The sequence below is a fragment of the Dendrosporobacter sp. 1207_IL3150 genome (genome assembly GCF_036763085.1).
Taxonomy (GTDB): Bacteria; Bacillota; Negativicutes; order DSM-1736; family Dendrosporobacteraceae; genus JBAIYU01.
Map to the genome: position 1 here is coordinate 842,447 of NZ_JBAIYU010000010.1, position 22,829 is coordinate 865,275.

At 37.3% G+C, this 22,829-nt stretch carries 17 protein-coding genes; 1 reads left to right on the forward strand and 16 read right to left on the reverse strand.

What is annotated here, in order from left to right:
- Window positions 1-266 precede the first annotated feature (266 nt).
- The 14 genes from V6C17_RS07460 to V6C17_RS07525 all read right to left on the reverse strand — a co-directional run bounded on the left by V6C17_RS07460 (window position 267) and on the right by V6C17_RS07525 (window position 18,796).
- A complete protein-coding gene (locus V6C17_RS07460) occupies window positions 267-2,648 on the reverse strand; it encodes an N-6 DNA methylase (protein WP_333521923.1) in 2,382 nt (793 codons plus the stop codon).
- 287 nt (window positions 2,649-2,935) lie between these two features.
- A complete protein-coding gene (locus V6C17_RS07465) occupies window positions 2,936-3,283 on the reverse strand; it encodes a cupin domain-containing protein (RefSeq protein WP_333521924.1) in 348 nt (115 codons plus the stop codon).
- Between the two features lie 176 nt (window positions 3,284-3,459).
- A complete protein-coding gene (locus V6C17_RS07470; protein WP_333521925.1) occupies window positions 3,460-3,645 on the reverse strand; it encodes a hypothetical protein in 186 nt (61 codons plus the stop codon).
- Between the two features lie 266 nt (window positions 3,646-3,911).
- Window positions 3,912-5,822 carry a deoxyguanosinetriphosphate triphosphohydrolase family protein gene (locus tag V6C17_RS07475; protein ID WP_442891451.1) on the reverse strand — a complete coding sequence of 637 codons (1,911 nt, stop codon included), beginning with the start codon at window positions 5,820-5,822 and terminating at the stop codon, window positions 3,912-3,914.
- 121 nt (window positions 5,823-5,943) lie between these two features.
- A complete protein-coding gene (locus V6C17_RS07480) occupies window positions 5,944-8,832 on the reverse strand; it encodes a DEAD/DEAH box helicase (RefSeq protein ID WP_333521926.1) in 2,889 nt (962 codons plus the stop codon).
- A 407-nt stretch (window positions 8,833-9,239) separates the two neighbouring features.
- Complete coding sequence (locus tag V6C17_RS07485) at window positions 9,240-9,425, reverse strand: hypothetical protein (RefSeq protein WP_333521927.1); 186 nt, start codon at window positions 9,423-9,425, stop codon at window positions 9,240-9,242.
- 518 nt (window positions 9,426-9,943) lie between these two features.
- Complete coding sequence (locus V6C17_RS07490) at window positions 9,944-10,777, reverse strand: CPBP family intramembrane glutamic endopeptidase (protein WP_333521928.1); 834 nt, start codon at window positions 10,775-10,777, stop codon at window positions 9,944-9,946.
- Between the two features lie 138 nt (window positions 10,778-10,915).
- A complete protein-coding gene (locus tag V6C17_RS07495; RefSeq protein ID WP_333521927.1) occupies window positions 10,916-11,101 on the reverse strand; it encodes a hypothetical protein in 186 nt (61 codons plus the stop codon).
- Window positions 11,102-11,145: 44 nt separating this feature from the next.
- Window positions 11,146-11,610 carry a GNAT family N-acetyltransferase gene (locus V6C17_RS07500; protein ID WP_333521929.1) on the reverse strand — a complete coding sequence of 155 codons (465 nt, stop codon included), beginning with the start codon at window positions 11,608-11,610 and terminating at the stop codon, window positions 11,146-11,148.
- 161 nt (window positions 11,611-11,771) lie between these two features.
- Entirely contained in the window at window positions 11,772-12,512 is a 741-nt protein-coding gene (locus tag V6C17_RS07505; RefSeq protein WP_333521930.1) for a transposase, read from the reverse strand.
- A gap of 200 nt (window positions 12,513-12,712) precedes the next feature.
- Window positions 12,713-13,060: a cupin domain-containing protein gene (locus tag V6C17_RS07510; RefSeq protein ID WP_333521931.1), complete on the reverse strand. Its 348-nt coding sequence runs from the start codon at window positions 13,058-13,060 to the stop codon at window positions 12,713-12,715.
- 360 nt (window positions 13,061-13,420) lie between these two features.
- Window positions 13,421-15,250: an MASE3 domain-containing protein gene (locus V6C17_RS07515; protein WP_333521932.1), complete on the reverse strand. Its 1,830-nt coding sequence runs from the start codon at window positions 15,248-15,250 to the stop codon at window positions 13,421-13,423.
- A gap of 262 nt (window positions 15,251-15,512) precedes the next feature.
- The gene (gene katG, locus V6C17_RS07520; RefSeq protein WP_333521933.1) at window positions 15,513-17,702 is read right to left on the reverse strand and encodes a catalase/peroxidase HPI; all 2,190 of its coding nucleotides are present in this window, start codon (window positions 17,700-17,702) and stop codon (window positions 15,513-15,515) included.
- 425 nt (window positions 17,703-18,127) lie between these two features.
- Entirely contained in the window at window positions 18,128-18,796 is a 669-nt protein-coding gene (locus V6C17_RS07525) for a L,D-transpeptidase (RefSeq protein WP_333521934.1), read from the reverse strand.
- Window positions 18,797-18,879: 83 nt separating this feature from the next.
- Here V6C17_RS07525 and V6C17_RS07530 point away from each other — a divergent pair, with 83 nt between their 5' ends.
- The gene (locus tag V6C17_RS07530; protein ID WP_333521935.1) at window positions 18,880-19,896 is read left to right on the forward strand and encodes a hypothetical protein; all 1,017 of its coding nucleotides are present in this window, start codon (window positions 18,880-18,882) and stop codon (window positions 19,894-19,896) included.
- Window positions 19,897-20,009: 113 nt separating this feature from the next.
- On the opposite strand, the gene V6C17_RS07535 is transcribed toward V6C17_RS07530, so the two are convergent.
- Window positions 20,010-20,603 (reverse strand): L,D-transpeptidase family protein, encoded by a 594-nt coding sequence (locus V6C17_RS07535; protein ID WP_333521936.1) that lies wholly within the window; start codon window positions 20,601-20,603, stop codon window positions 20,010-20,012.
- Between the two features lie 418 nt (window positions 20,604-21,021).
- On the reverse strand, window positions 21,022-22,677 hold the full coding sequence (locus tag V6C17_RS07540) for an L-lactate permease (protein ID WP_333521937.1): 1,656 nt from the start codon (window positions 22,675-22,677) through the stop codon (window positions 21,022-21,024).
- Window positions 22,678-22,829 lie beyond the last annotated feature (152 nt).

Sequence of the window (22,829 nt, forward strand, 5' to 3'; positions counted from 1 at the left end):
TGGACAAGGAAACAGGTTGGTCGCCCCACGACATCCTATCCAATACACTTTTTACAAAGTCATCCTCGACAATCCCTAATTCCATTACAAAGAGATATCATAATCCACAAAATTCCACCTACAGTGCAAAGACTCCTGCCAAATTATCACAAATCTGACAGGAGTCCTTATTTTTCACCATTACCAGTGATACAGTTCTCCGTATCAGGTGAAACGACGAAATTTAGTTTTTAAAAGGAAGCAAACGCCCCATCCCTGTACTTCCATTAAATCAATCCATTCAAATTGTTTTGTGCTTTATTTTCTGCAGCTATCATATATTCTTCCATATAGTTCCAATCAATATTATCGTTTTCATCAATAGGCAATGGTATAGTAAAATCTGTTTTCATATGCCTATTTAACTCATCAACAAAAGCTTTATAACGCAATCGACCTTCTCTAAAAACCATTGTCGCTATATACTTTTTACAATAAATTGACATTTCGGATTGGGGAATCAAAACATTCACATTTTGGCTCGTATAAAAAGGCTTTTCTTGAATAAAGCATGAACCTAAATACTCACCACCTAAAGAGATTGTAAGTAAACCTGCATCATATGGCTTTAATCCCTTAATCTCATCAATAAAGTCCGTTACCCCATTATTTGCATTTGCACGTCCAACAAAATTAATTGAAGGGGAATTATTGGTCATGCGCACTTTATCAAGCTTCGTCCCACTATCTATTATAAATAATCCATCATCATATAAATGAAATCGCTTAAATCTGTGTAAATCAATTACTCTTGGAACTTTCAACTTCAAGGTAGTTACATCATTATCTGTTGATACTTCTGAACTATAAAGAACTCTTTGTAAAAGCTTATCGTTGAACTCTTTTACATCAATCCCCTGCTTGTACATCTCATAATCCATCATTGTCTTAATAAAATCTTCTTCATGAACTTCAAAAGGTTTTTCAGGCATTTGATATGAAAGATGTTCTGCTGGATTAATTATTTGTCTAGTATTGTATTTGCTATCATTTCCATCATGAATTGCCTGAATCCAATAATCCTCGATGGCAGCCCATTTATTCTTTATATCCTGTCTTCCTTGATTTTTTATAGTCTCAAGACCATCTTCTTCAATATAGTAGCCTATAATATTCTGACCATTTTGAGGTTTATGGGCTTCAAATACAAATATTGAAGTTGTTACACCTGTAAAAATGTTTTCTGGCAACTTAATAATGTTCTTTACAGAATGGTCTTTCAAAACTTTATTGCCATACTTCTTGTCAGTCAAATCCTTTTCAAGCTTTTTTTCAGGTAAGATGAATGCACACATAGTTCCAACAGGAACATTATCAAGAACTGTCTTTACAATAGTCATACAGCCATAAGCACGCTCAAAAGGGGGGTTCATTAAAACCTTCGTCACACTCTTTGAGTGTGATTCACCTTCAAGCTTAACACTAATATTTCTAATCCATTTAGCTGCATCTTCTTTTCTTGTATCGAGTTGTTCCAGGTTTGTCTTGCCATCTTTATGAATAAGCATATTAGCACAAGCCAAAGCATAAATTTCTCTATCAAACTCAATACCATATAGCTGCTTAGCTTTGATTTCTTTTGCTTTCTTGGTAATAGTGCCACCTGCTTCTGTAATCATGTTGCACATTGACTTAACTAAGAAAGCTCCACTACCACAAGCTGCATCAAGAATAACATCTGTCTGATTAACATCAATCAAACGATACATAAATGATGTTATATGGTCTGGTGTAAACACCTGTCCATGTTCTGATTTTCCTTTGTAACGGTTAAATTCATTGAAGAATATAGCCATTACGTCCTCACCTTTCCACTTATCGGAATTAATCAAATCAGAGATTTCAACAACCCAATCAATGAAGTTATCGATAGCTTCCTGATTATCCGTCGTATTCATCTTAATTTCTGAATATACTTCACACAATAAGTCAAGCTTCTCATTTTGTCTCTTTGCTACTTTTAAAGACTTTGAAAGCTGATTAAGAATTGTCTGATGAAACAGACTATATTCAGTCCCTTTATGAAGCACAGCACCTTCTTTAACAGCAACTAAAGCACATGCAGTAAAAATCATTCTATGATTAAGATTCTTAACACCAAACTCCTTATGAAGACAGTTATTAATCTTCATAGTCAACTCAAATATTCTCTTTTTATCGATCGTATCTGGAACAAAAAGATTAGCATAATAATCTACACGCTGAAGTGGCGATGCTGGAGAAGGAACTTCATCCATATTCAAAAAGACACGTATATCTTTACCATTGTAAAGAATACCCGCTACCTTTGAATAATGCTTGTTTGCTATTTCAATGTTCTTCTTAAGTTCATCTTCCCACTTCTTCTTTGATAAATCTTCTTTTTCAGATTTAGTTTCAAGAACAATAGCTACGCTATTTTGATTATATGGTAAATACCAACCATCAGGCTTATCACTAATTCCCGCAAAATCTGTTGTTCCTAATCTGGAACCTAACTGAATAAACGTTGTAAGTTGACCAACACCAGAAATAAACTCTGATGTATCAACATTATTCCCACTAGCATCAATAAATCCAAGCGTAATACCCGCTTCATTTCTAACCTGGTCTTCTGTTCTGTAAAGCATGTTCTGCACCAACCCTATCAAAGATTGATTTCCATATATGGAAACACAATTCTTATTTTAAAGAATTATGCGCAAAACCTCAAACAATTGTAATTGATTTATGAGCATTTTTTACAAAACAATATCCCTGATAGGACTAACCTACCAGGGATATCTTCATTAATAGAATAAACTAGCCAGACCTTTTTATTCTAGGTGTATTTTATAAAAATGTATGTCGAAAATCAATATTCATTATTTTGAGAACTGAATGTGATTACAAAGGGACAGCCAGCTACCTGCCCTTGTTAAACATCTGCATCTGTTGCAAAGGCCTCTGAGCCCATTGGTGAAATTGTGACAAAAAGGCGCATGACATCTTCGCCGACGTTTATAACCTGCATGCTTTCCTGCCCATCAACCTGCATTAACTCGCCAACCTGTAACGAGGTTTCATTGCCATCCGTGACAACCTTGGCATTACCCTCTAAGACCTGCAGGAAAAGGGTTGATTCTAGATGTGTGTGTCCTGGTAGTATTGCCCCTTTTGCAATGTTCAGAATAAAGGCAATTACATTATCGCTTTTGAAAAGCATCCGTTTGGCGATTTTTTTCTGAGGATCATGGAAATAATCATTGAAAATAAACTTGTTCATAGATAAATCCTCCGTTAATTTAACTTTAGATTTTTAATATACCCTAATTGGGGCATATATAACTAATCTCTTTTCTGCAAAATGCTCGAATATCTTATAGGGAAACAACCATCAACGTGTCATAGTGGATATTACCGCCCGCATCCGAGCATCTAAAAAGGTACTCAGCGAACTACCTACGGATGGGTAGTTACTGAAAGACCTTTGTCCACCCCTTCGAGCATGTTAGGCTTCACTAGTACTCGCTCACCAGGCTGTATATATTTGGACATACCACCTAAATGGGCAAGCAATTCTGTCATGGCTTGTTCGACTACCTGGGGATCGTAGGAATTAGCTTGTACAACTGCTACTTTTGTCATATAGAATACCTCATTCACTATTGTTATTGCGGCTACCTACCCAAAACTATATTTAATCATTTATCCCAGAAGTCCGGGCTACAAGCATAAAAAAACACGATTTCAACTGATTGATCGTGCTTTTTTATTTTCTTAATAAAGTCCATTGTATTGAAAAACTTGCTTTCGATCCTTTCCATTTAAGGCATTTTACTACTCATTATAATATCACCTGACATTACACCACTCCCTATAAACAAAAGATAATTTCATTTCACCTATTTCGCTCATGATATATATAAATTTTGAAATTGACTCTTTGCAAATTCGTCAGTCATACCACCAATTAGATCAGCAATATTTCTCATGAAAATACTATGTTTTAAAAAATCATTTGCTTCATTGCCACTCGAAGCTGTTCCTTGTAAGACTTTTATTTCTTCTTCAACATCATCTTTTTTCCCTTTTCGAATGTCTGTATAATTGATTCCCAAAACATTTAACTGCTTGTTGATTCTTCTTATAGTATTATCTGGTAACTGACGTGGATTAGAGTAGTAGGCTTTAAATAACTTACGTACTATATAGGCAGATTTCCCATCGAAACAATTTACTTCTTGAGAATTAATTATTCGAGTTTTTATAATTTCTTCAATCTTTTCTATAACAAATTTATCATTATCATTAAAATTGATAACTCTTTTATTAATAACAGGATTTGAAGAAAATGTTGGGTTTTCTTTTATATATGTATTCATATTCGCAAGAGCTTCCGTCGTAAGTCTTTTCATAAAATATCCCAGTATTGCAGGTGTAACCACAGCTCTTTTCAAATCGGCTTGATCTATTATATCGCGCTTAATATTTTCAATGTTTGTAATCGATTTTTTTACTAACTCAGTAATCTCTTTAAATCTTGGATCTTCTATAGACTTTATTTCTAATTCCTTTATTAAATCATCTATAGTAAATACACCACTTGCAATACCATCATCTAAATCATGTCCTCTTTGTGCAATTTCATCAGCCAAATCGACAATTTGCCCTTCTAGAGTTGTACAAAAATCATATTCTAAATGCAAGTATTTAGGATCGCCAACAATAAGAAATTCATCTATGTTAAAGCATTTTGTCAAACACTGTTTACAAGTACGTTTTTCTCCTTTATGTTTTTTTATACCAGTATGTTTTAACATTCCTTCTAATACTTGATAGCTTATATTTAACCCTTCATATTCAATATACTTTTCTTCTAAGTAGTTAAGCAATCTAACCCCTTGGTAATTATGCTTAAATCCCCCAAGATTTTCTGGTTCGTGATTGTCAGTTAATTTAACTTTCCCCGATAATATTAAATCTAGTTGCCGTTCTCCCTCATGCCCAAAAGGCGTATGTCCAACATCATGTCCAATTGCTATAGCTTCCGTTAAATCTTCGTTTAAGTTAAGCTGTCTAGCTATAGCTCTAGCTATTTGGGAAACTTCTAACGAATGAGTTAGACGTTTTCTATAATGATCGCCTTTAGATGTATCGTATATCTGCGCTTTATCAACTATTCTTCTAAATGCCTTGGAATGAATGATTCTCTCTTTATCGCGTTGAAACTCATTTCTAAAGGGGTGTGCCGATATCATATTTAGAGGCCTAATACAATAAGCACTTTTTTGAGCTAAATCATGTAAATTTGCTTCTACGCTATAACTATACTCGGCTTTTTGATCTTTTATTTCATCATTTACCTTATAAATTTCATTTATTCTTTCTTTGAAACGCGAACTCATTAACTCAAAAACAATGTCAAATAATTCTTTCTTAGGCAATTGTTTAATAAAAAAATATGACGGTGTGTTTTCCAATGTATGTCGCGTACCCGATAAGGTGGACGCCTCGTAGAGATTTTTTAGTTCTGCAATTTCGTGATCAGATAGCTTTTTATACGCATTAATTTTCAACTTAAATGTGTATTCCTCAGAAGAAGCTTTACCAATCCAGGCCTTTTTAATCGTTCCATTTTGAGGATCATATCCTACTACAATAATAGTAATGAAGCCTAGTTGACTTTTTTCAAATAAATGAGAAACCATTTCTCTCTCATTTTCTTTAGTATGATACGTATAAGTTTTATCTTCACTAAAATATTCTTCTATTTTACTAAATGAGAATTCCCCTATCTTATACTTCCATATTAAAACTTTCATCCTCCACACCTCATCTTGTCTAAATTAATCAATTATTAAACATCTTCTCAATCTATAAAACAAATTAGCATTCTTGCATACCTATGTGAACTGTATTTTTCATTTAGCCTATTTTATGCCTTTATATACTTCCCATTATTTCAAGGGACTTCGTTTTACCGGAATTACTAATATAGTATTTAGTTGCTGCCAAAACTTCCTGTAATTTTTCAGGTATTGGTATACTTTTGCTAATTGATGGCTGTACAATCACAATTTTACCAGTAAGTTGTTTGTTTTGTTTTAATGTATTTCTAAAATCTTCGAATTCTCCTCTAATAAATTTACAGTAGCCTGCTCTTCTACGGCTAGTTACTTTATTTATAAATCCTGGTTTTGTTTTGAGCCAAATAGTTGATTTTACTGCTTGTCCTGATACCTCATATACATCATTCACGCTACTATTGAATAAAGCAGACGACATTCCCTTTACATGATATAAAGTCACTTCAAAATAATGGTCTTTTTCTAGGATTGATATAAAATCAGCAATCTCACCATTCCCATGATCGTAAATTAGATATTTATAGTCATTATTAGCTTCTAAAATTTCCTTTAATGTAGACTGAATAGATTTTTCAGTGGGATGATATCTATTATCATTTACTTCAACTTTTATATCTGTACCATATTGATTCCAATCTATAGCTATAATATTATCTGAACTAAAAATAATTGCCTTTGGATTCCCCTCACAATATTCAATATCTTGAATTGTCACATCATCTGTAGTTCTAAATATTAAAGGATACTCATTTAAATAATCTACTAATGATATTTTTCCCCTACCATCTAATAGCATAATAGCGGAGGACAGAGAAGTGTATTTTGCATTAATATCACAAGTAATTTCTTCTAATAAATTTTGAAAACTAAAAAGCAATTTAATTTTGTCTTTTTTTACCTCTATAATGTTCGGAACAATTTCAGTTAGTATGTTTCTATCAATTTGATTATCTAAATGATATAAGATTGGTGGCGAAGAATAGGTGTTTGCCGAATAATCACACATAAAAATATTATCGGGATATGCCTGCAAGCGCTTTGGCATGGGTAGATAATCATAATTTGTATTAGTTTTAACTTTTATATTTGAGTTCGCAATCTTTCTACCATTATAATCACACCATTTTATATATTCTTGTATAGAGAAGTAGGTACTACTCCAAATCTTCGCACCACTGCTAAAACCAATTGTAATTTGATTATCTTCTGTTTGCGCTTTGCAAAAAACATGCCCTGGTGAATATAACTTTCCTGTTATAGGATCAATTGCAGAACTCACATCCGCTCCAGCAGAGATTCTATAAGATTCACCCGATTCACTAAATCTATTTTGCATACCTGAGTTGAAAATTTCAAACTCAGATAACTCGCCAAGAACACGGTTCATTTGATATTTTGGTATTTTTTCGTATGAATCAGAAAAAGCATCCGCAATTTTTTCATATATAATTTCAGTTTTAGTCTGAGAGTATATAAATAAAAGATTACATTCTTTTTGAAAATGCACTACGTGAAGTATATTTTGAATATCTAAAATGTTATTATTAGTCCCCCATCTAGGGGGACTATAATTTTTTCCAATTCCAATTACAGTATTATCATTTTCATTAATGAAGATTAAATCTGAGACATTACATTCCTCCGGAAATTCAGCTGTTAAATTAATCCCATTTACTTTATACACTTTAGCATGACAATTAGGTCTAATGCTATGTAACGATATTTCTTCATCAATAGTTTCTGTTTGTTGATTACCTTTTCTGAAGTCCCTAAAATATTGTTTTGTAGCTTCTTCTTTTCTTGTTTTACCTTCACTTAAATCGATAATAATATCTTGCCAAATAGCATCGTTAGAGTACATATTAGTGTTTTCGATCAACAACTCGTTATCGTTCATTGCAATAAATTTAGCTGTTCCAATATTCTCCGCATTTGTTCTAGCAAATCTTCCTATAAACTGTAAGGTATTAGCTAATGATTTATGCGGAGAATGAATAGCTGCAATCTTTAAATTAGGGAAATCAAAACCTTCTCCTAACATATCTACGCATATGATGCCATCAAGCTTCTTATCTTTCAATTCTTTAATACATAAATCAACCACCTTGTTTGTCATAGAGCTATCAATTCGTTTTAATAGTAGCTTTGTTTCCGTTTGATATAGTTTCTCTAGCTCTTTAGCCTTTTCTTTGGAATTAGCTCTAACCATTAAATAATGTTCATAGCCTAATTCTCGGTCTGCTATTAGCACTCTTTCTGCCTGTTTAGCAATTAGAAAATCTTTATTGGGCGCTTCATCAATAGGAATATATTCAATTTCTCCAAAGATTCCGTCAGCATATGCCATAGATAATGGATAGGAGAATATAATTTCCCCTTTAATTTCTTTTCTGTCTAATCTATACGGAGTAGCTGTAACCAAAATGTGTTTCGAATTATTCATATTTATTAAAATTTGCTGCCAGGTTTTCGCTGGAGAATGATGAGCTTCATCAATCAATACTAGATCAAATTTATTAAGCATATCTTCAGATTCCGAAAGAGTCAATGCACACTGAGGAGTAGCAATAACAACATCTGATCTGTCAATTTTTTCATGAATTTCACTATTATATGTATGCTTCAACTCATATACTTTTGGCTTTTCAACTTGATCATTGAAAACAGTTGCCTTTCTCAAGGTTTTTAGTTCTTCAAAATCCTCTTTTATTTGTCCGCGAACCATAACGCTGGGAGTAACAATCAGAATTTTCTTACTTTGTAATATATAAGGAGCCATCATTAAAACTGAAGTTTTTCCTGACCCTGTAGGCATAACAATAATTGCAGCTTTATTTTTATGGATTGTAAAAAAAGACGCTATAGCATGTATGGCGCCGATCTGTGCATTTCTTAGTCCCATAGTCCGGTCTGAGCCTTTAGGGTATCTTAGTTTATTATAATTTTTTATAAAATAATTCCCCATAAATTGCCCCTCCATTATATATCAACTGATTTGGTCTTAAAAAACAAAATAATCCATTATCTACATATTTTTTCTTACTTAGTAATATTTGCCAATAAATCAAGATACCCTGCCTACTTTACACATATTCAGCAATTCTTTCAGTAATTTTCGACACTATTCCCTATCCTTAATTTATTTAACTGAAATAAAAAAAGACCCGTTAAAAAAACGAATCTTCTTATGGACTGTAGCCAAACCTTTATTGCTAACTTATTAATCTATATCATGAAATTCAATTATATTGTATCCCTAAATACACATTATTGGCTTCCCGGTGATACGTAATCCTACCTACAATCCTCTTCAACAGCCTATTCCGTTCCTGCACGCTCTCCGAATGAGACAGCGGGGACGTTCCTTTTTTGTCAACTTTTTGCTACAACTCCTCGCGAAATGCCAGTCACTCTTTCAATCTGTCGAATTGATAAGCCTATTCCCTTTAGTTTTCTCAGCATGGAATCACGATCAACTTTTGTCCAAGAACCAATCTCGTGCGGTTCGCGTCCATTTGTATATTGCATAATCCTGCGACGTATTTCCCCATTATTCATGCTGAGCTTCCCTGAAATCTCAAAAATGGCGTCTGTTTCTACCGTTAAATAAGCCGTAATTTCATTGCAGTATATCTTGAAGATTGAGTAAAGCCTAGCTTTTCATACAAGGGTTTTCCATCCTCGGTAGCTGAAAGGTCAAGGGAGCACACTCCTAATTGTTTTGCTTCATCGGCAGACAGCGGGGACGTTCCTTTTTTGTCAACTTTTTTTACAAAGCCTGCGAAATGCCAGTCACTCTTTCAATCTTTCAAATTGATAAGCCTATCCCTTTAGTTTTCTTAGCATGGAATCATGCTCAACTTTTGTCCAGAACCAATCTCGTGCGGCTCGCGCCCATTCGTATAATGCATCGTCAGGGGGACGTCAGAGACGTTCCTTTTTTAGAACCTATTTAGCGATTTGAATTTTTCTCCATGAGTCTATCTTCGCAAAATTTTATTTCTATAATAGGATTTATGGCTATTATAAACAAAAAAGTACCAGCTCGACGCTGATACTTTAAGTCCCTAGAGTTATTAAACACTCTGATTAATTTCCTTTTGGCTTAGTTCAAGATTTTCACGCGGCCAATTCCTGTAAATGTAATAAAGTAATATTAACGCAGTCAAAACCACGACAGATATGTCTATCCAAATTCCATTAGTTATTGAAGATAAGTTAAGGATAAATCCATCCTTGTTGACAAGTGCGAGCACTGGAACAACGTTCAATGTTGATTTGATTATATTAAACATTATAGGCACTAACACAGTCCGGGTTTTCAAATATAAAATAGCCATGATAATTCCAAAAACGTACTCAGATGGAAACTCGAAAAAAAACAAGCTTATTACAATTGAGGATAAAATTATTGCTTTGCTTGTTCCCTTTTCTTCTGTAAATTTTCTAATTAATAGACATCTGAATATCTCTTGGATTATCGGGATAATAATCACGATGCGAAAACTATCTAATATCTTTTCAGTTACCCAATTTGCTTCTTTATTATTAAATTTTAACAGTATATTATTTGTCGTTTCGGTTGCCCCTATTGATAAGATATACAATACGAATTTATCTAAGCAGAATTGAAAAGCATATAAGACGATAAAAATAAGTAGAGCTTGCCTTATCCATCCCATATCTTTCGGGAAGTCACCTATGAATGCTTTCCACTCAATGCCAATTTCGCTGATTTTCCTCACAAGTAAAAAGAGAATGAAACCACTAAATAGATACGAAGACAGCACTTTCCCCAGAGTATTATTTTCGACTATAAAACCACCTATAAGAACTTCAAAAACTAACCACAAAAAAACACTCCAGCTCACAAACCCTTTTAGACTAAACTTTTGAAATCGATTTTCCATACTACACACCTCAAATCCATTACCATATTATTACAATGCAACTTTCAACATGCTAATATGGAATCCCTTCTACGACTGTGAAATGAGTAGTTTAACGAGACGACATATCATAGAGACAGCGGGGACGTTCCTTTTTTGTCAACTCTTTGCTACAACTCCTCGCGAAATGCCAGTCACTCTTTCAATCTGTCGAATTGATAAGCCTATTCCCTTTAGTTTTCTCAGCATGGAATCACGATCAACTTTTGTCCAAGAACCAATCTCGTGCGGTTCGCGTCCATTTGTATATTGCATAATCCTGCGACGTATTTCCCCATTATTCATGCTGAGCTTCCCTGAAATCTCAAAAATGGCGTCTGTTTCTACCGTTAAATAAGCCGTAATTTCATTGCAGTATATCTTGAAGATTGAGTAAAGCCTAGCTTTTCATACAAGGGTTTTCCATCCTCGGTAGCTGAAAGGTCAAGGGAGCACACTCCTAATTGTTTTGCTTCATCAATTATTTTAGACATTACCTTACTGGCAATCCCCATTCTGCGATACTCAGGATATGTTAGCACATTTAGTAAAGTCCCTGTCTTACCTGTAATAGATGTTAAATTCGCCGGCTTTTCCGCTATAGCTAGAAATGCTGTTGCCAATACATTGTTATCTACTTCAGCCACTATAGCTATGAAATCATGATTTATATGTTTGGTAAAATATGATGTCAACTGTGAACGAATTGCGTGTTCTTCCGCTGCTGATAAATTACCGCTATCAGCTATCAGATAATCAAGCCGAAGTTTAATAAGAATATCGATATCCGCAATAGTTGCCTTACGAATATTCATTTTTCTCCATCTCCCTCATTAAGCTAAAATAAATCATTATCGAAATAATTGTTCTTAGAATTAAACACGTAAAACACGGGGACAGGTGTACCATTTTATGCTTTCCAGACTCTCGTTTTAGATACCCCTGTTTAAGGGATAGCGGGGACGTTCCTTTTTTGTCAACTCTTTGCTACAACTCCTCGCGAAATGCCGGTCACTCTTTCAATCTGTCGAATTGATAAGCCTATTCCCTTTAGTTTTCTCAGCATGGAGTCACGATCAACTTTCGTCCAAGAACCAATCTCGTGCGGTTCGCGCCCATTCGTATATTGCATGATCCTGCGACGTATTTCCCCATCATTCATGCTGAGCTTCCCTGAAATCTCAAAAATTGCGTCTGTTTCTATCTGTTGCAAACGTATCCATTCATTACGTCCGATCAGTTCTAAAGCAAACTCAGTATCAGCTAATTTTCCACCAATTAGATATTCTTTATAACTACTATACGGATACTCTTCCAGTTTATTCACTAGCCCCGCTTTCAGCGGATTCTGGTGAATATAGCGTTGCAATGGAATAAAGTATTCGTCTACTTCGACTGGCACACTCTTATATCTACTCGCTATCAATGCTCCGCTTCTCTGATATTTGCGGTTAAAGTACATAGCGTATTTAGTCAGTAATCGCTTCATAATCAGAGATATTTCTCCTAATTGTTTTTCCCGAAGTAAAAGATGAACATGATTACTCATTAAGCAGTAGGTATGCACCTCAAAAGCAAGGTCAACTTTTAGATCATATACGACCTTCAGAAAATAGTTATAATCACTTTCATCTTCAAAAATGTGTTGATGATTAATACCTCGAAGCACTATATGATAAAAACCGCTGCTGCTTAATTGTCGCGCTTGCCTTCCCATTCATTTATCACCTCTGAGAATAACATATCAAAACAGTGACAAAAAAGGAACGTCCCCAATCGTCCCGCCAAAAACGCCCGCATAAACGGACGCTTCAGAATTTCAGTATTAATTTAGATCAACCATTAATACTCTTTGCGGCAATCTATCACATAAAACCAGATTAGAGAGGGACGGGCATAACTGTCCCTCTGTCCCCGTTAAACATCCGCATCTTTTGCAAAGGCCTCCGAGCCCATTGGTGAAATCGTGACAAAAAGGCGCAAGACATCTTCGCCGATATTTATAACCTGCATGCTTTCCTGCCCATCAACCTGCATTAACTCGCCCACCTGCAACGAGGTTTCATTGCCATCTGTGACAACCTTGGCATTACCCTCTAGGACCTGCAGGAGAAGGGTTGATTCTAGGTGTGTATGTCCTGGCAGTGTTGCCCCTTTTGCAATGTTCAGAATAAAGGCAATTACATTATCGCTTTTGAAAAGCATCCGCTTGGCGATTTTTTTCTGAGGCTCGTGGAAATAATCATTGAAAATGAACTTGTTCATAGATAAATCCTCCATTAATTTAACTTTAGATTTTAATATACCCTAATTGGGGCATATATAACTAATCTCTTTTCTGCAAAATGTTCGAATATCTTATAAGAAAGCATCCAGCAGGCTGCAATGCACGCGCTCCTTACGACGTGTGCCAATCTATGAAACGGCTTTCCCTATTAGTGTGACTAATACCATCTATTTAAACGCAAGTGCCAATCTTTAATCTAAATGTATTTTATTTTTCCATTACGCATTTTTTCAATTTTTAAAATATAAAACACTCATGTATCTAAATATCAAAAAAACAAAATCCCATGTAGTTCATTCTACACAGGACATATAAGTCCGTCTAGTAATTTACTTTTCTCAAAATAGTGTATTAAATATTACTGTGACGGTAGTTCCCTGCGGACTTGTTACTATTTTAAGTTCTGCACTATGCCTTTCCGCGATTCGATAGCATATCGGAATTCCTAGTCCTGTTCCATTATCCTTGGTAGTAACAAAGGGAGTACCAAGTCTTTTCATCACTTCATCCGGAATGCCTTCCCCATTATCCTGGATTACTAATAATACTTGACTAGCATTGCAATATGTTTCAATGGTTATTTTTCCACTATTATTCATGGATTCTAGACCATTTCGTACCAAGTTTAGTATAAGTTGGCGTATTTCCTTCTCGTCAAACTTGATCTTGGGGATTTCTTTTAGATGTACTTGCAAATCATGACCCAAACAGAATGCGTCTGCTTGCAGCAACGGAAAGAGTGAATGAATAACGTTATTTAAGTTCCCATATTTCATTTCTACAGACTTATTTTTAGCAAGTGAGAGAAATTCAGAAATAATGCTGTTCGCTCTATCGAGTTCTTCTATCATTATACCGAACTGTTCATTATAATCAGAAAAATCCTGCTTCCTTTGAAGCATTTGTAAATAACCACGCACGGTAGTCATAGGGTTGCGTACTTCATGCCCAATACCGGCAGCGATCTCTCCTATAATATTTAAATTACTAAACCGAGCCATTTCTTCTTCCATTTTTCGTTGATTAGTTACGTCAATAAGTTTCAAGATAATATAATGGTCACCATTAGTTTTAGTAACAAACATTGACACTTCCCCTATTCGGGCTTCATTGTTTACATTCTTAAATTTGTAATCTTCGCGCAGAATACCGTTTTTCTTTAGCTGACTAAAAATCTCAGACTCAGTAAAGGGTATATCGAAAATATTTAGGTCAGAAAGCGTTATTCCATTAACTATTTCCTCTCGTTTGTAACCAGTTAAGCGTTCCCATTCACGATTTACGTCCAGTATAACAAAGTCATCGTATCTAACAAAAGCAATTGCTGCTGAGCTTTCCGAAAAGACACTAGCAAACTTAGCTTGAAGTTGCTCCCTCCTGGTGATTTCTATTTTTAGTTTTTCGTTTAATTCCGCTAACTTGTTAAATGGTTCTCGAAGACTTGTTTCTACAACTGCTCGATAGAGAAAATAGTATGACATGATTTGCCATAAGTGTCCCACTATATTCATTATTCCATATACCTGAACATAAGCAGTCATGGACAGCTCCGTAAAAATAGATGTGATGAAAAATAGCTGTAAATACCTATATATGTCTAGACGAAACTGACTTTTATGCCGCTGTAAAATAAACATACTTATAGCTAGGATAAGGCATATTACATACTCGCTGTATATCTTAAATGGAGTAAGGCCTTGACCTTCGACAAAACAATCCGGGAATATCTGCAAAAATATTGCTAGCAATAAAAAAAGTACCAAGGAAAAATACGCTTTCGCTAAATTCGATAATGGAATTTTTCTTTCTAAGGATAAGCCGGCTATCAGCATACCACTAGAATCTAAGTATCTCGCAATTATCCACATCTGCGTTGGTAAGTTGGCATCACTATTTAATATCCCCAACCCTTTATAAGCCAAAGTATGCAAGATAACAAAAACGTTCGAAAACCCATACGTAATTCCTAGTATCGGAATGAAATTGCTTGGCAGGTTATTATAGTTGAGGAATACGAATATCGAGATTATACAGCTAATGACTATTGCAAAGCCCTCTGCAAGCGTATGAAACAATAAGTAGTTGTACTCACTAACGTAATATAATAGAAGAAGAATGATCACCAAAGGAGTATAGGTTATTAAAGTTGAATGTCGTGAAAGCAGCATTAAGTTCTCCGTTTTTAAACAAAATTGAAATCATTCTTCCATTTTCGTTTCAATTTCGCGTAATCCCTCCTGTTTTCTCCATGTATAGATAGAACATTATCTTTTATTAAGCATCATAATACGACAAAACAAGTTACTATCACATTCTACTGTTATTAGAGTTTAATCTCATATATCTCTCCTATTTAAACTATGTGTTGGCCTTCAGCTTACTAAAAAGCGGCGTTTCAGAATGTCTCTGAAACGCCGCTTAAATATGTTCTTATAGATCGAAACGATCAAGGTTCATAACCTTGTTCCACGCCGCTACAAAGTCATGCACAAACTTCTCTTGAGAGTCCTGACATCCATAGACTTCCGCAAGTGCCCGAAGCTGCGAGTTAGAACCAAATATGAGGTCGACACGGCTGCCGGTCCACTTGAGTTCGCCTGTTGTGCGATCACGCCCCTCGAACACGTCAGCAGTGTCTGATATCGGCTTCCACATCGTGCTCATGTCAAGCAGATTCACAAAGAAATCATTTGTAAGTACTCCTGGCCGCTTAGTAAAGACGCCATGTTGGGACTGTTCGAAGTTTGCATTTAAAACGCGCATACCACCTAGAAGAACAGTCATTTCTGGAGCAGTCAGCGTCAGCAGTTGTGCCCGGTCAATTAGTATCTCTCCCGCCGATGCTGCATATTTTGCTTTAGCATAGTTCCGGAATCCGTCTGCAACTGGTTCAAGCATGGAGAAAGACATTACCTCAGTTTGCTCCTGTGACGCATCTGTACGCCCCGGAGTAAATGGAACAGTTACGCTATAGCCAGCATCCTTCGCAGCTTGTTCAACACCTGCGCATCCGCCCAAGACAATTAGGTCGGCAAGAGAAACCTGTTTCGCAGACTGAGCGCAATTGAACTCACTCTGGATTTGCTCCAATCTAGTAAGCACTGTTTTGAGTTGCTCTGGTTGGTTAGCTTCCCAGTCCTTTTGCGGAGTAAGACGGATACGTGCCCCGTTTGCCCCACCACGCTTATCTGAACCGCGGAACGTAGACGCCGATGCCCAAGCCGTCGAAACTAGTTGGGAAACAGATAATCCCGAAGCGAGTATCTTGCCTTTGAGGTCGGCGATATCTTGCTCGCCAATCAATTCATACGTGACTGCAGGAACAGGATCTTGCCAAATAAGCTCTTCCGCAGGAACTTCTGGACCAAGATACCGCGAGCGAGGCCCCATATCGCGATGGGTCAGTTTGAACCATGCGCGAGCAAATGCATCCTGGAATTCCTCGGGGTTTTGCAGGTAACGCCGCGCAATCGGTTCATAGACCGGATCGTAGCGGAGAGAAAGGTCTGCTGTAGTCATCATCGGACGGTGCTTCTTAGATGGGTCATGTGCATCAACAACCATGTCCTCTTCGGCCACGTCTTTGGCCAACCACTGATGTGCCCCGGCCGGACTCTTAACCAACTCCCACTCGTATTTGAACAGTACATTTAGATAGCCCATATCCCACTTGGTAGGGTTTGGCTTCCAGGCTCCTTCAATGCCACTGCCGATAGTATCACCGCCTTTGCCACTGCCGAAGCTGCTCTTCCAGCCTAATCCCTGTTCCTCTATGCCTGCAGCCTCAGGCTCAGGACCTACATGAGTCGCAGAACCAGCGCCGTGACATTTGCCGAATGTATGTCCTCCTGCGACGAGTGCGACGGTCTCTTCGTCGTTCATAGCCATACGAGCGAAAGTGTCTCGAACGTCATGGCCAGAAGCAACCGGATCCGGGTTACCGTTCGGTCCTTCCGGGTTTACATAGATGAGCCCCATCTGTACAGCCGCAAGTGGATTTTCAAGATCTCGATCGCCGGAGTAACGCTGATCACCAAGCCACTCTCCTTCTGAACCCCAATAAATATCTTCTTCTGGCTCCCAGACGTCCTCGCGCCCGCCACCAAAACCGAATGTCTTGAGACCCATCGACTCTAGGGCGCAATTTCCAGCGAGAATCATCAAGTCAGCCCAGGAAATCTTCCTCCCATATTTCTGCTTGATTGGCCAAAGTAGCCGGCGTGCCTTATCAAGATTAACATTGTCCGGCCAACTATTGAGCGGTGCAAAACGTTGGGTACCGGTTCCTGCACCTCCGCGACCATCACTTAGGCGGTATGTACCTGCGCTGTGCCATGCCATTCTTATGAAAAGAGGCCCATAGTGCCCATAATCGGCAGGCCACCAATCCTGAGAGTCAGTCATCAACGCATATAAGTCTTTCTTCAGGGCATCAAGGTCAAGACTCTTAAACTCTTCAGCATAGTTGAAAGTCTCACCCATCGGGTTGGATAGGGCCGAATGCTGATGTAGCATCTTGAGATTTAACTGATTCGGCCACCAATCTCGATTTGTTCTACCACCGCTGGTTACTTGCTTGTTAGATCTGCCCGTTACCGGACACTTGCTCTCTTTACCCATGAAAAACACTCCTCTCACCAAATAAATTTAATGCTCCGCTTTGCCATCCTACTATTAACTGCTTAACTTTATTCCGATGTTTAATGCGTTGCAGATAACTATGTAGAAAAGAACTTTTTTTCATCACCTACTTAATAGAATATTATAGCGGCTCAGACATGCAAAAGAGTCCATGTGCGGTGCTGTTTGTCCTACATTTGTTATAAGTCAGAATATTTACAAATTAAAGTTATTATAAATTAATTATAATTCCTGCTTTCGAAGCTGTCAACAGAACTCATTTTTGTATCTCTAAGCCTCGTGCTATGGAATAATACTGGTATATCTGTAAATACCTAAAATATAACTTAGGAAAAAAGCAAAAAAAGACACCAGAATTTCGCTGTTCTGGTGTTGACGTAATTTATCATGAAAATCATGCCTGTTTATTTTCCCGATTTATCGGACTGATTTCCGGCGATAGCTACTGCAATTTTCACTTCATTTCGATTCATGGAGTCAGTAGGAAATTGCCAGTCTGACAATAATTTATAACGTACAGCATAAGGTTTGAATAGTTCCATTACATTTGTCGTAGAGCCTTGCTTATGATGATAAATATCTGGTAGAACAGTGAGATAGATCGCGTTATCATGTTCTTTTAACAGCAGCACCTGATAGGTAATCACGACAGGAGTCCCGATATCAACCAATTCATATAGTTCCTCAACATCAGCATTGTGCATCCGAATACAACCGCCCGAAACTGGATATTCAATATCCCAATCTTTATTCGTCCCATGAACTCCATAGGCTGGTTTAAACTCCATCCAGCGACTGCCAAGCGGATTATCTTTTCCTGGTGGCACAGGGGTTTTGTCACTAAAGCCTGATCCAGGAATCCATGTTGGATCCTTCTCTTTATAGAATATTTTATATTTTCCTAAAGGAGTTTGCTCATAAGGAGTTCCTAATGCAACTGGATATTCTTTTACAATCCGGCTGCCGTCATACAAACGCAAGATGAGTTCAGGTACATTCACATGAATTTCTGGTTTGGCCCAAGCGGACTGAAATGACCAGAAGAACAGCATTAAAAACATTAGAATACGCATTAAATGCTCCTTTCAAATTGAAGGATAACAACAAAAATGACTAGAATAATAATGCTAATAACTTCCTCAAGAGAGGTGACGAAATGTTAAGTAGAACCTGGCTTTTCGGGGTAAATATCTTATTCCTGCTCTTGTTCCTCCCGATTACCGCCGTTCTGGCAGCACCTGCTGATCAGACCAATGCCGAAAGGTTATTAGGACCCGTTCAATCAGTATTTGAAGAACGACTGCTATTCTCTCCAGATGGTCAAGTTACTTCCACTGAGGCAGTCAGCAAAACGGAATATAATCCAGCTGGCAGCATAACCCGAATAATCTGGTACAAAAATCATGAAGTATATCGTGAAAAAGTCAATCTTTATGATTCAGCCTCTCGTCTGAAAGCCACTGGAACATATCGCACAAATGACATATTTCAGACAGATACTATCTATCACTATGATGCTGCTGGCAACCTAAGCAAAATTGATTTTCTAAATCCTGATGGTTCCATTTTTATAACAAAATCCCATCATTATAATGACAAAGGGTTCTTGACCGAACAGCTACGCCTCGATTCCAGTAAAAATTTACTAGGGCGCGACAACTTTTCCTATAGCAAAAACGGCAAACTGACGGCAACCCATCATTACGGAAGTGACAATATCCTGATATCCAGAGAAACCTATGAATACGATAAATCAGGTAATATCCAACAAGAATGTGTTTTTGATGGCACATCCGGACAGCCGCCGCTAAAAATTATTCAGTACGATGATACCGGTAGAAAAATTGCCGAATCAAATTATACTTCAGCAGGTGTCAAAACCCGTGAGTTTCTATGTGAATACAGCCCTGAGGGTAACAAAATTAAGCAAATTCATTATCGCGGCAATGGTACTAAGTATGCTGAGACACGCTATAATGATCATGGTTTACCCGAAACTTATCTAAAATATCTTGCTGATGGTTCTAGCGAATGCAGTGAAGAATATCAATACAAATATGATCATGCCGGGAACTGGATTGAACAAAGTATTACGACCTGTAAAGATGAAAACCCACAGCTGCCAGTCCGTCCACTGGGATTAGTCCGGCGAACCATCACTTATTACGAATAAAAAAATCTAAAATTAGCTTCTGCCATGAATCGGCAGAAGCTATTTCTTATGCACTGGGCAAATCAACGAACTGATTAAGCAGTTAAAGCCTTGTCCAACAACTGTTGAATTTGTTAGGCTACAATAACTACCGGCGTACCATAGTCGACCAAACGATACAGTTCCTCTAAGTCAGAGTCTTGCAATGCGAGGCAGCCCTCAGTCCAGTTAATCCTCTCTTTTGTTAAATCTTCACGTCCACCATGAATCCCAATCCAGCCGCCTAAGGCTGTATTTTGTGGTGGTTGGATTTTTTGCTCATTAGCTCGAACGATTTCTCGATACTGATTTATATTTATAAGATTATTCTCTATTCCCCGTTGAGCATGTACCGGATCAGGATAACTTAAACCCAGCCATTTTCGCCCTAAGTAAGGATGATCATTTAATCGCTCCTTATCAGTAATGAAAAATCGTCCCTCTGGAGTTCGGTTATCACCTTGGCGTTGTTTATCCCCTTGCGAATTAACCCCAGATACAACGGTGAACCTTTTCAATTCTGTCCCTTGATAAAAAACTGTCATTTTATTTATAGATTTCTCAACTACGACTACCATATCCCGCTGTTTTATCAGGTCGTGCATTTCCAGGCTTGCTGCCTCAACGCACCCAACTTTTAAAAATAAAACGCAGAAAGCCACAATCATCAATATTTGACGCAGAGCCATTCACCTACTTTTTTATTAGTTTAAAATAAATTTTAAATAATACGTTTTCTCATAATCCCAGCCGCAGGCTTATAAAAAGCTTAAGAACCAAAGATTTGTTGGTTTATTGATCCATAAGTTGATAAATATTCCTGTTATGACTACAATATACAATATTTGTCCTATTGCCTGCAAGTAAAAAAAAGCATGCACCCTGCTAAACCACTCAAGATAGCCTTAGCCTATAACTTCTGCAAAATTTGGTCATGGAAAAGAGCCGTGGAAGCAAAACCTCCAACGACTCTTGTTAGTCCTGAATCATTTCAAAATGAAATATATAAAAAAAGACACCAGAACAATTGCTGTTCTGGTGTTGACTTGGGTTACTAGGAGTGTATACATCAATTAATTTGATGTCAATTAATTGCCGCCTTAGATATTACGGCATCATCCAATGGAGTGCATAGGCTTGCAAATATGTTAACCCACCTATGAGAATGATCATAGCTATACTGTGAGGCAGTGCAAAACGGAAGATCGTGGATTCCTCACCAACTAAACCAGTAGCGGCAGTTGCTACCGAAATACTTTGCGGAGAAATCATTTTGCCGCAAACCCCACCAGATGAGTTAGACGCTACTATTAGATTTGGATCAATACCAAGCTGCTGCGCGGCAGTCTTTTGCATCGATCCAAACAATGCATTGGCTGATGTATCAGAACCAGTTAAAAATACACCCAGCCAACCTAAAAATGGTGCAAAGAAAGGATAAGCTCCACCTGTAGCAGTAAAGGCCATACCTAATGTTGAGCTCATGCCTGAGTAATTCATTATGTAGGCCAGGCCAAGAATCATAGCTATAGTGAATATTGGATATATAAGCTGCTTTATAGTCTTACCAAAGCATGTGGTTGCGCGACTGAATCCATAGTTTGGAATGACAAACAAGGAAATAATGCCTGTGAAGAAGATAGCTGTACCAGCTGCAGACAAGAAATTAATGCCATAAGTTGCAGCATACGGAGCATTTTTAGCCACAACAGGCGCTGATTTTATAACTAAATTATGTAGTCCTGGCCATTGGAAGGATGTTAAGCCAATAATCTTTTCCCATTTAACCAAAACTGCTTTAAATCCAATAAATTTATCATCAGCCCATAAGAATACAAGGATTGCTAAGATAATATATGGTGCCCAGGCCCTAAGTACCTCTGCTCCTGAATACTTAAGCTCTACCGGACCATTTGAATCGACTTTTTCATCTGGGAAATGCCAAGTATTTGAAGGTTTCCAAACACGCAGAAATACTAATAAACCAATTATAGTCACGAACGCCGAAGTTATATCCGGCAAGTAAACACTTATGTAGTTTGATGTGTAAAACTGTGTTCCTGCAAAGCAAACACCGGCAACAATAACTGCCGGCAGTACTTCCATTGCCCGCTTCCAGCCACACATCATTACAACCACCCACAAAGGTACGATAACCGATAAAAACGGCAGCTGTCTGCCAATTATTTTGCTAAGTGTAAAAGCGTCAATTCCGCTTACTTGCCCCAAAACTACTACCGGAATACCAATTGCTCCAAAGGCAACTGGGGCGGTATTTGCTACAAGACAGATACCTGCTGCATAAACAGGATTGAAGCCAAGTCCTACCAGCATTGCAGCAGTAATAGCTACCGGCGTGCCAAAACCAGCAGTACCTTCGATAAATGAGCCGAAAGCAAAAGCAATGAAAATTGCCTGAAGCCGGCGATCATCAGTAATTGAAGCTAATGAATTTTTAATAATTTCAAATTCTCCAGCCTCAACAGTCATATTATAAACCCATATAGCAGTAACAATGATCCATACAATCGGAAATATACCAACTAGAGCTCCATTTAAAGTTGCGCTGATTGCTAAACTCACCGGCATTTTAAATACAAGAACAGCTATTAACAGTGCAGAAAGAACCCCTACAAAGGCCGCATTGTGACCTCTAGAACGCTTAATACCCAGCATATACAAGAGAATGAATAGCGGAATAGCAGCTATCAGCGCCGATAGCCCAATACTACCTAACGGATTATAATCTTGAATCCAGGTCATACCATAAACACCTTCCCTTACATAATTAAATTAAACATATTAATCGCTTAGTTTCCCCACTTCAGAGCTGTTGTTCACCTCCTTTACCTAATTTAAATATGCCGGCCCTTAAAAGACGTTTTCTTTCTAAAACATCTTCTTTTAATAATTTA

What these genes read in the sequence shown, in the direction of transcription:
- V6C17_RS07475 (WP_442891451.1), bottom strand. Translation starts at nt 5,822, where the DNA reads ATGAAAGTTTTAATATGGAAGTATAAGATAGGGGAATTCTCATTTAGT.
- V6C17_RS07500 (WP_333521929.1), bottom strand. Translation starts at nt 11,610, where the DNA reads ATGAATATTCGTAAGGCAACTATTGCGGATATCGATATTCTTATTAAA.
- katG (WP_333521933.1), bottom strand. Translation starts at nt 17,702, where the DNA reads ATGGGTAAAGAGAGCAAGTGTCCGGTAACGGGCAGATCTAACAAGCAA.
- V6C17_RS07535 (WP_333521936.1), bottom strand. Translation starts at nt 20,603, where the DNA reads ATGGCTCTGCGTCAAATATTGATGATTGTGGCTTTCTGCGTTTTATTT.
- V6C17_RS07485 (WP_333521927.1), bottom strand. Translation starts at nt 9,425, where the DNA reads ATGAATAATGGGGAAATACGTCGCAGGATTATGCAATATACAAATGGA.
- V6C17_RS07490 (WP_333521928.1), bottom strand. Translation starts at nt 10,777, where the DNA reads ATGGAAAATCGATTTCAAAAGTTTAGTCTAAAAGGGTTTGTGAGCTGG.
- V6C17_RS07515 (WP_333521932.1), bottom strand. Translation starts at nt 15,250, where the DNA reads ATGCTGCTTTCACGACATTCAACTTTAATAACCTATACTCCTTTGGTG.
- V6C17_RS07530 (WP_333521935.1), top strand. Translation starts at nt 18,880, where the DNA reads ATGTTAAGTAGAACCTGGCTTTTCGGGGTAAATATCTTATTCCTGCTC.
- V6C17_RS07525 (WP_333521934.1), bottom strand. Translation starts at nt 18,796, where the DNA reads ATGCGTATTCTAATGTTTTTAATGCTGTTCTTCTGGTCATTTCAGTCC.
- V6C17_RS07465 (WP_333521924.1), bottom strand. Translation starts at nt 3,283, where the DNA reads ATGAACAAGTTTATTTTCAATGATTATTTCCATGATCCTCAGAAAAAA.
- V6C17_RS07540 (WP_333521937.1), bottom strand. Translation starts at nt 22,677, where the DNA reads ATGACCTGGATTCAAGATTATAATCCGTTAGGTAGTATTGGGCTATCG.
- V6C17_RS07510 (WP_333521931.1), bottom strand. Translation starts at nt 13,060, where the DNA reads ATGAACAAGTTCATTTTCAATGATTATTTCCACGAGCCTCAGAAAAAA.
- V6C17_RS07470 (WP_333521925.1), bottom strand. Translation starts at nt 3,645, where the DNA reads ATGACAAAAGTAGCAGTTGTACAAGCTAATTCCTACGATCCCCAGGTA.
- V6C17_RS07480 (WP_333521926.1), bottom strand. Translation starts at nt 8,832, where the DNA reads ATGGGGAATTATTTTATAAAAAATTATAATAAACTAAGATACCCTAAA.
- V6C17_RS07460 (WP_333521923.1), bottom strand. Translation starts at nt 2,648, where the DNA reads ATGCTTTACAGAACAGAAGACCAGGTTAGAAATGAAGCGGGTATTACG.
- V6C17_RS07495 (WP_333521927.1), bottom strand. Translation starts at nt 11,101, where the DNA reads ATGAATAATGGGGAAATACGTCGCAGGATTATGCAATATACAAATGGA.
- V6C17_RS07505 (WP_333521930.1), bottom strand. Translation starts at nt 12,512, where the DNA reads ATGGGAAGGCAAGCGCGACAATTAAGCAGCAGCGGTTTTTATCATATA.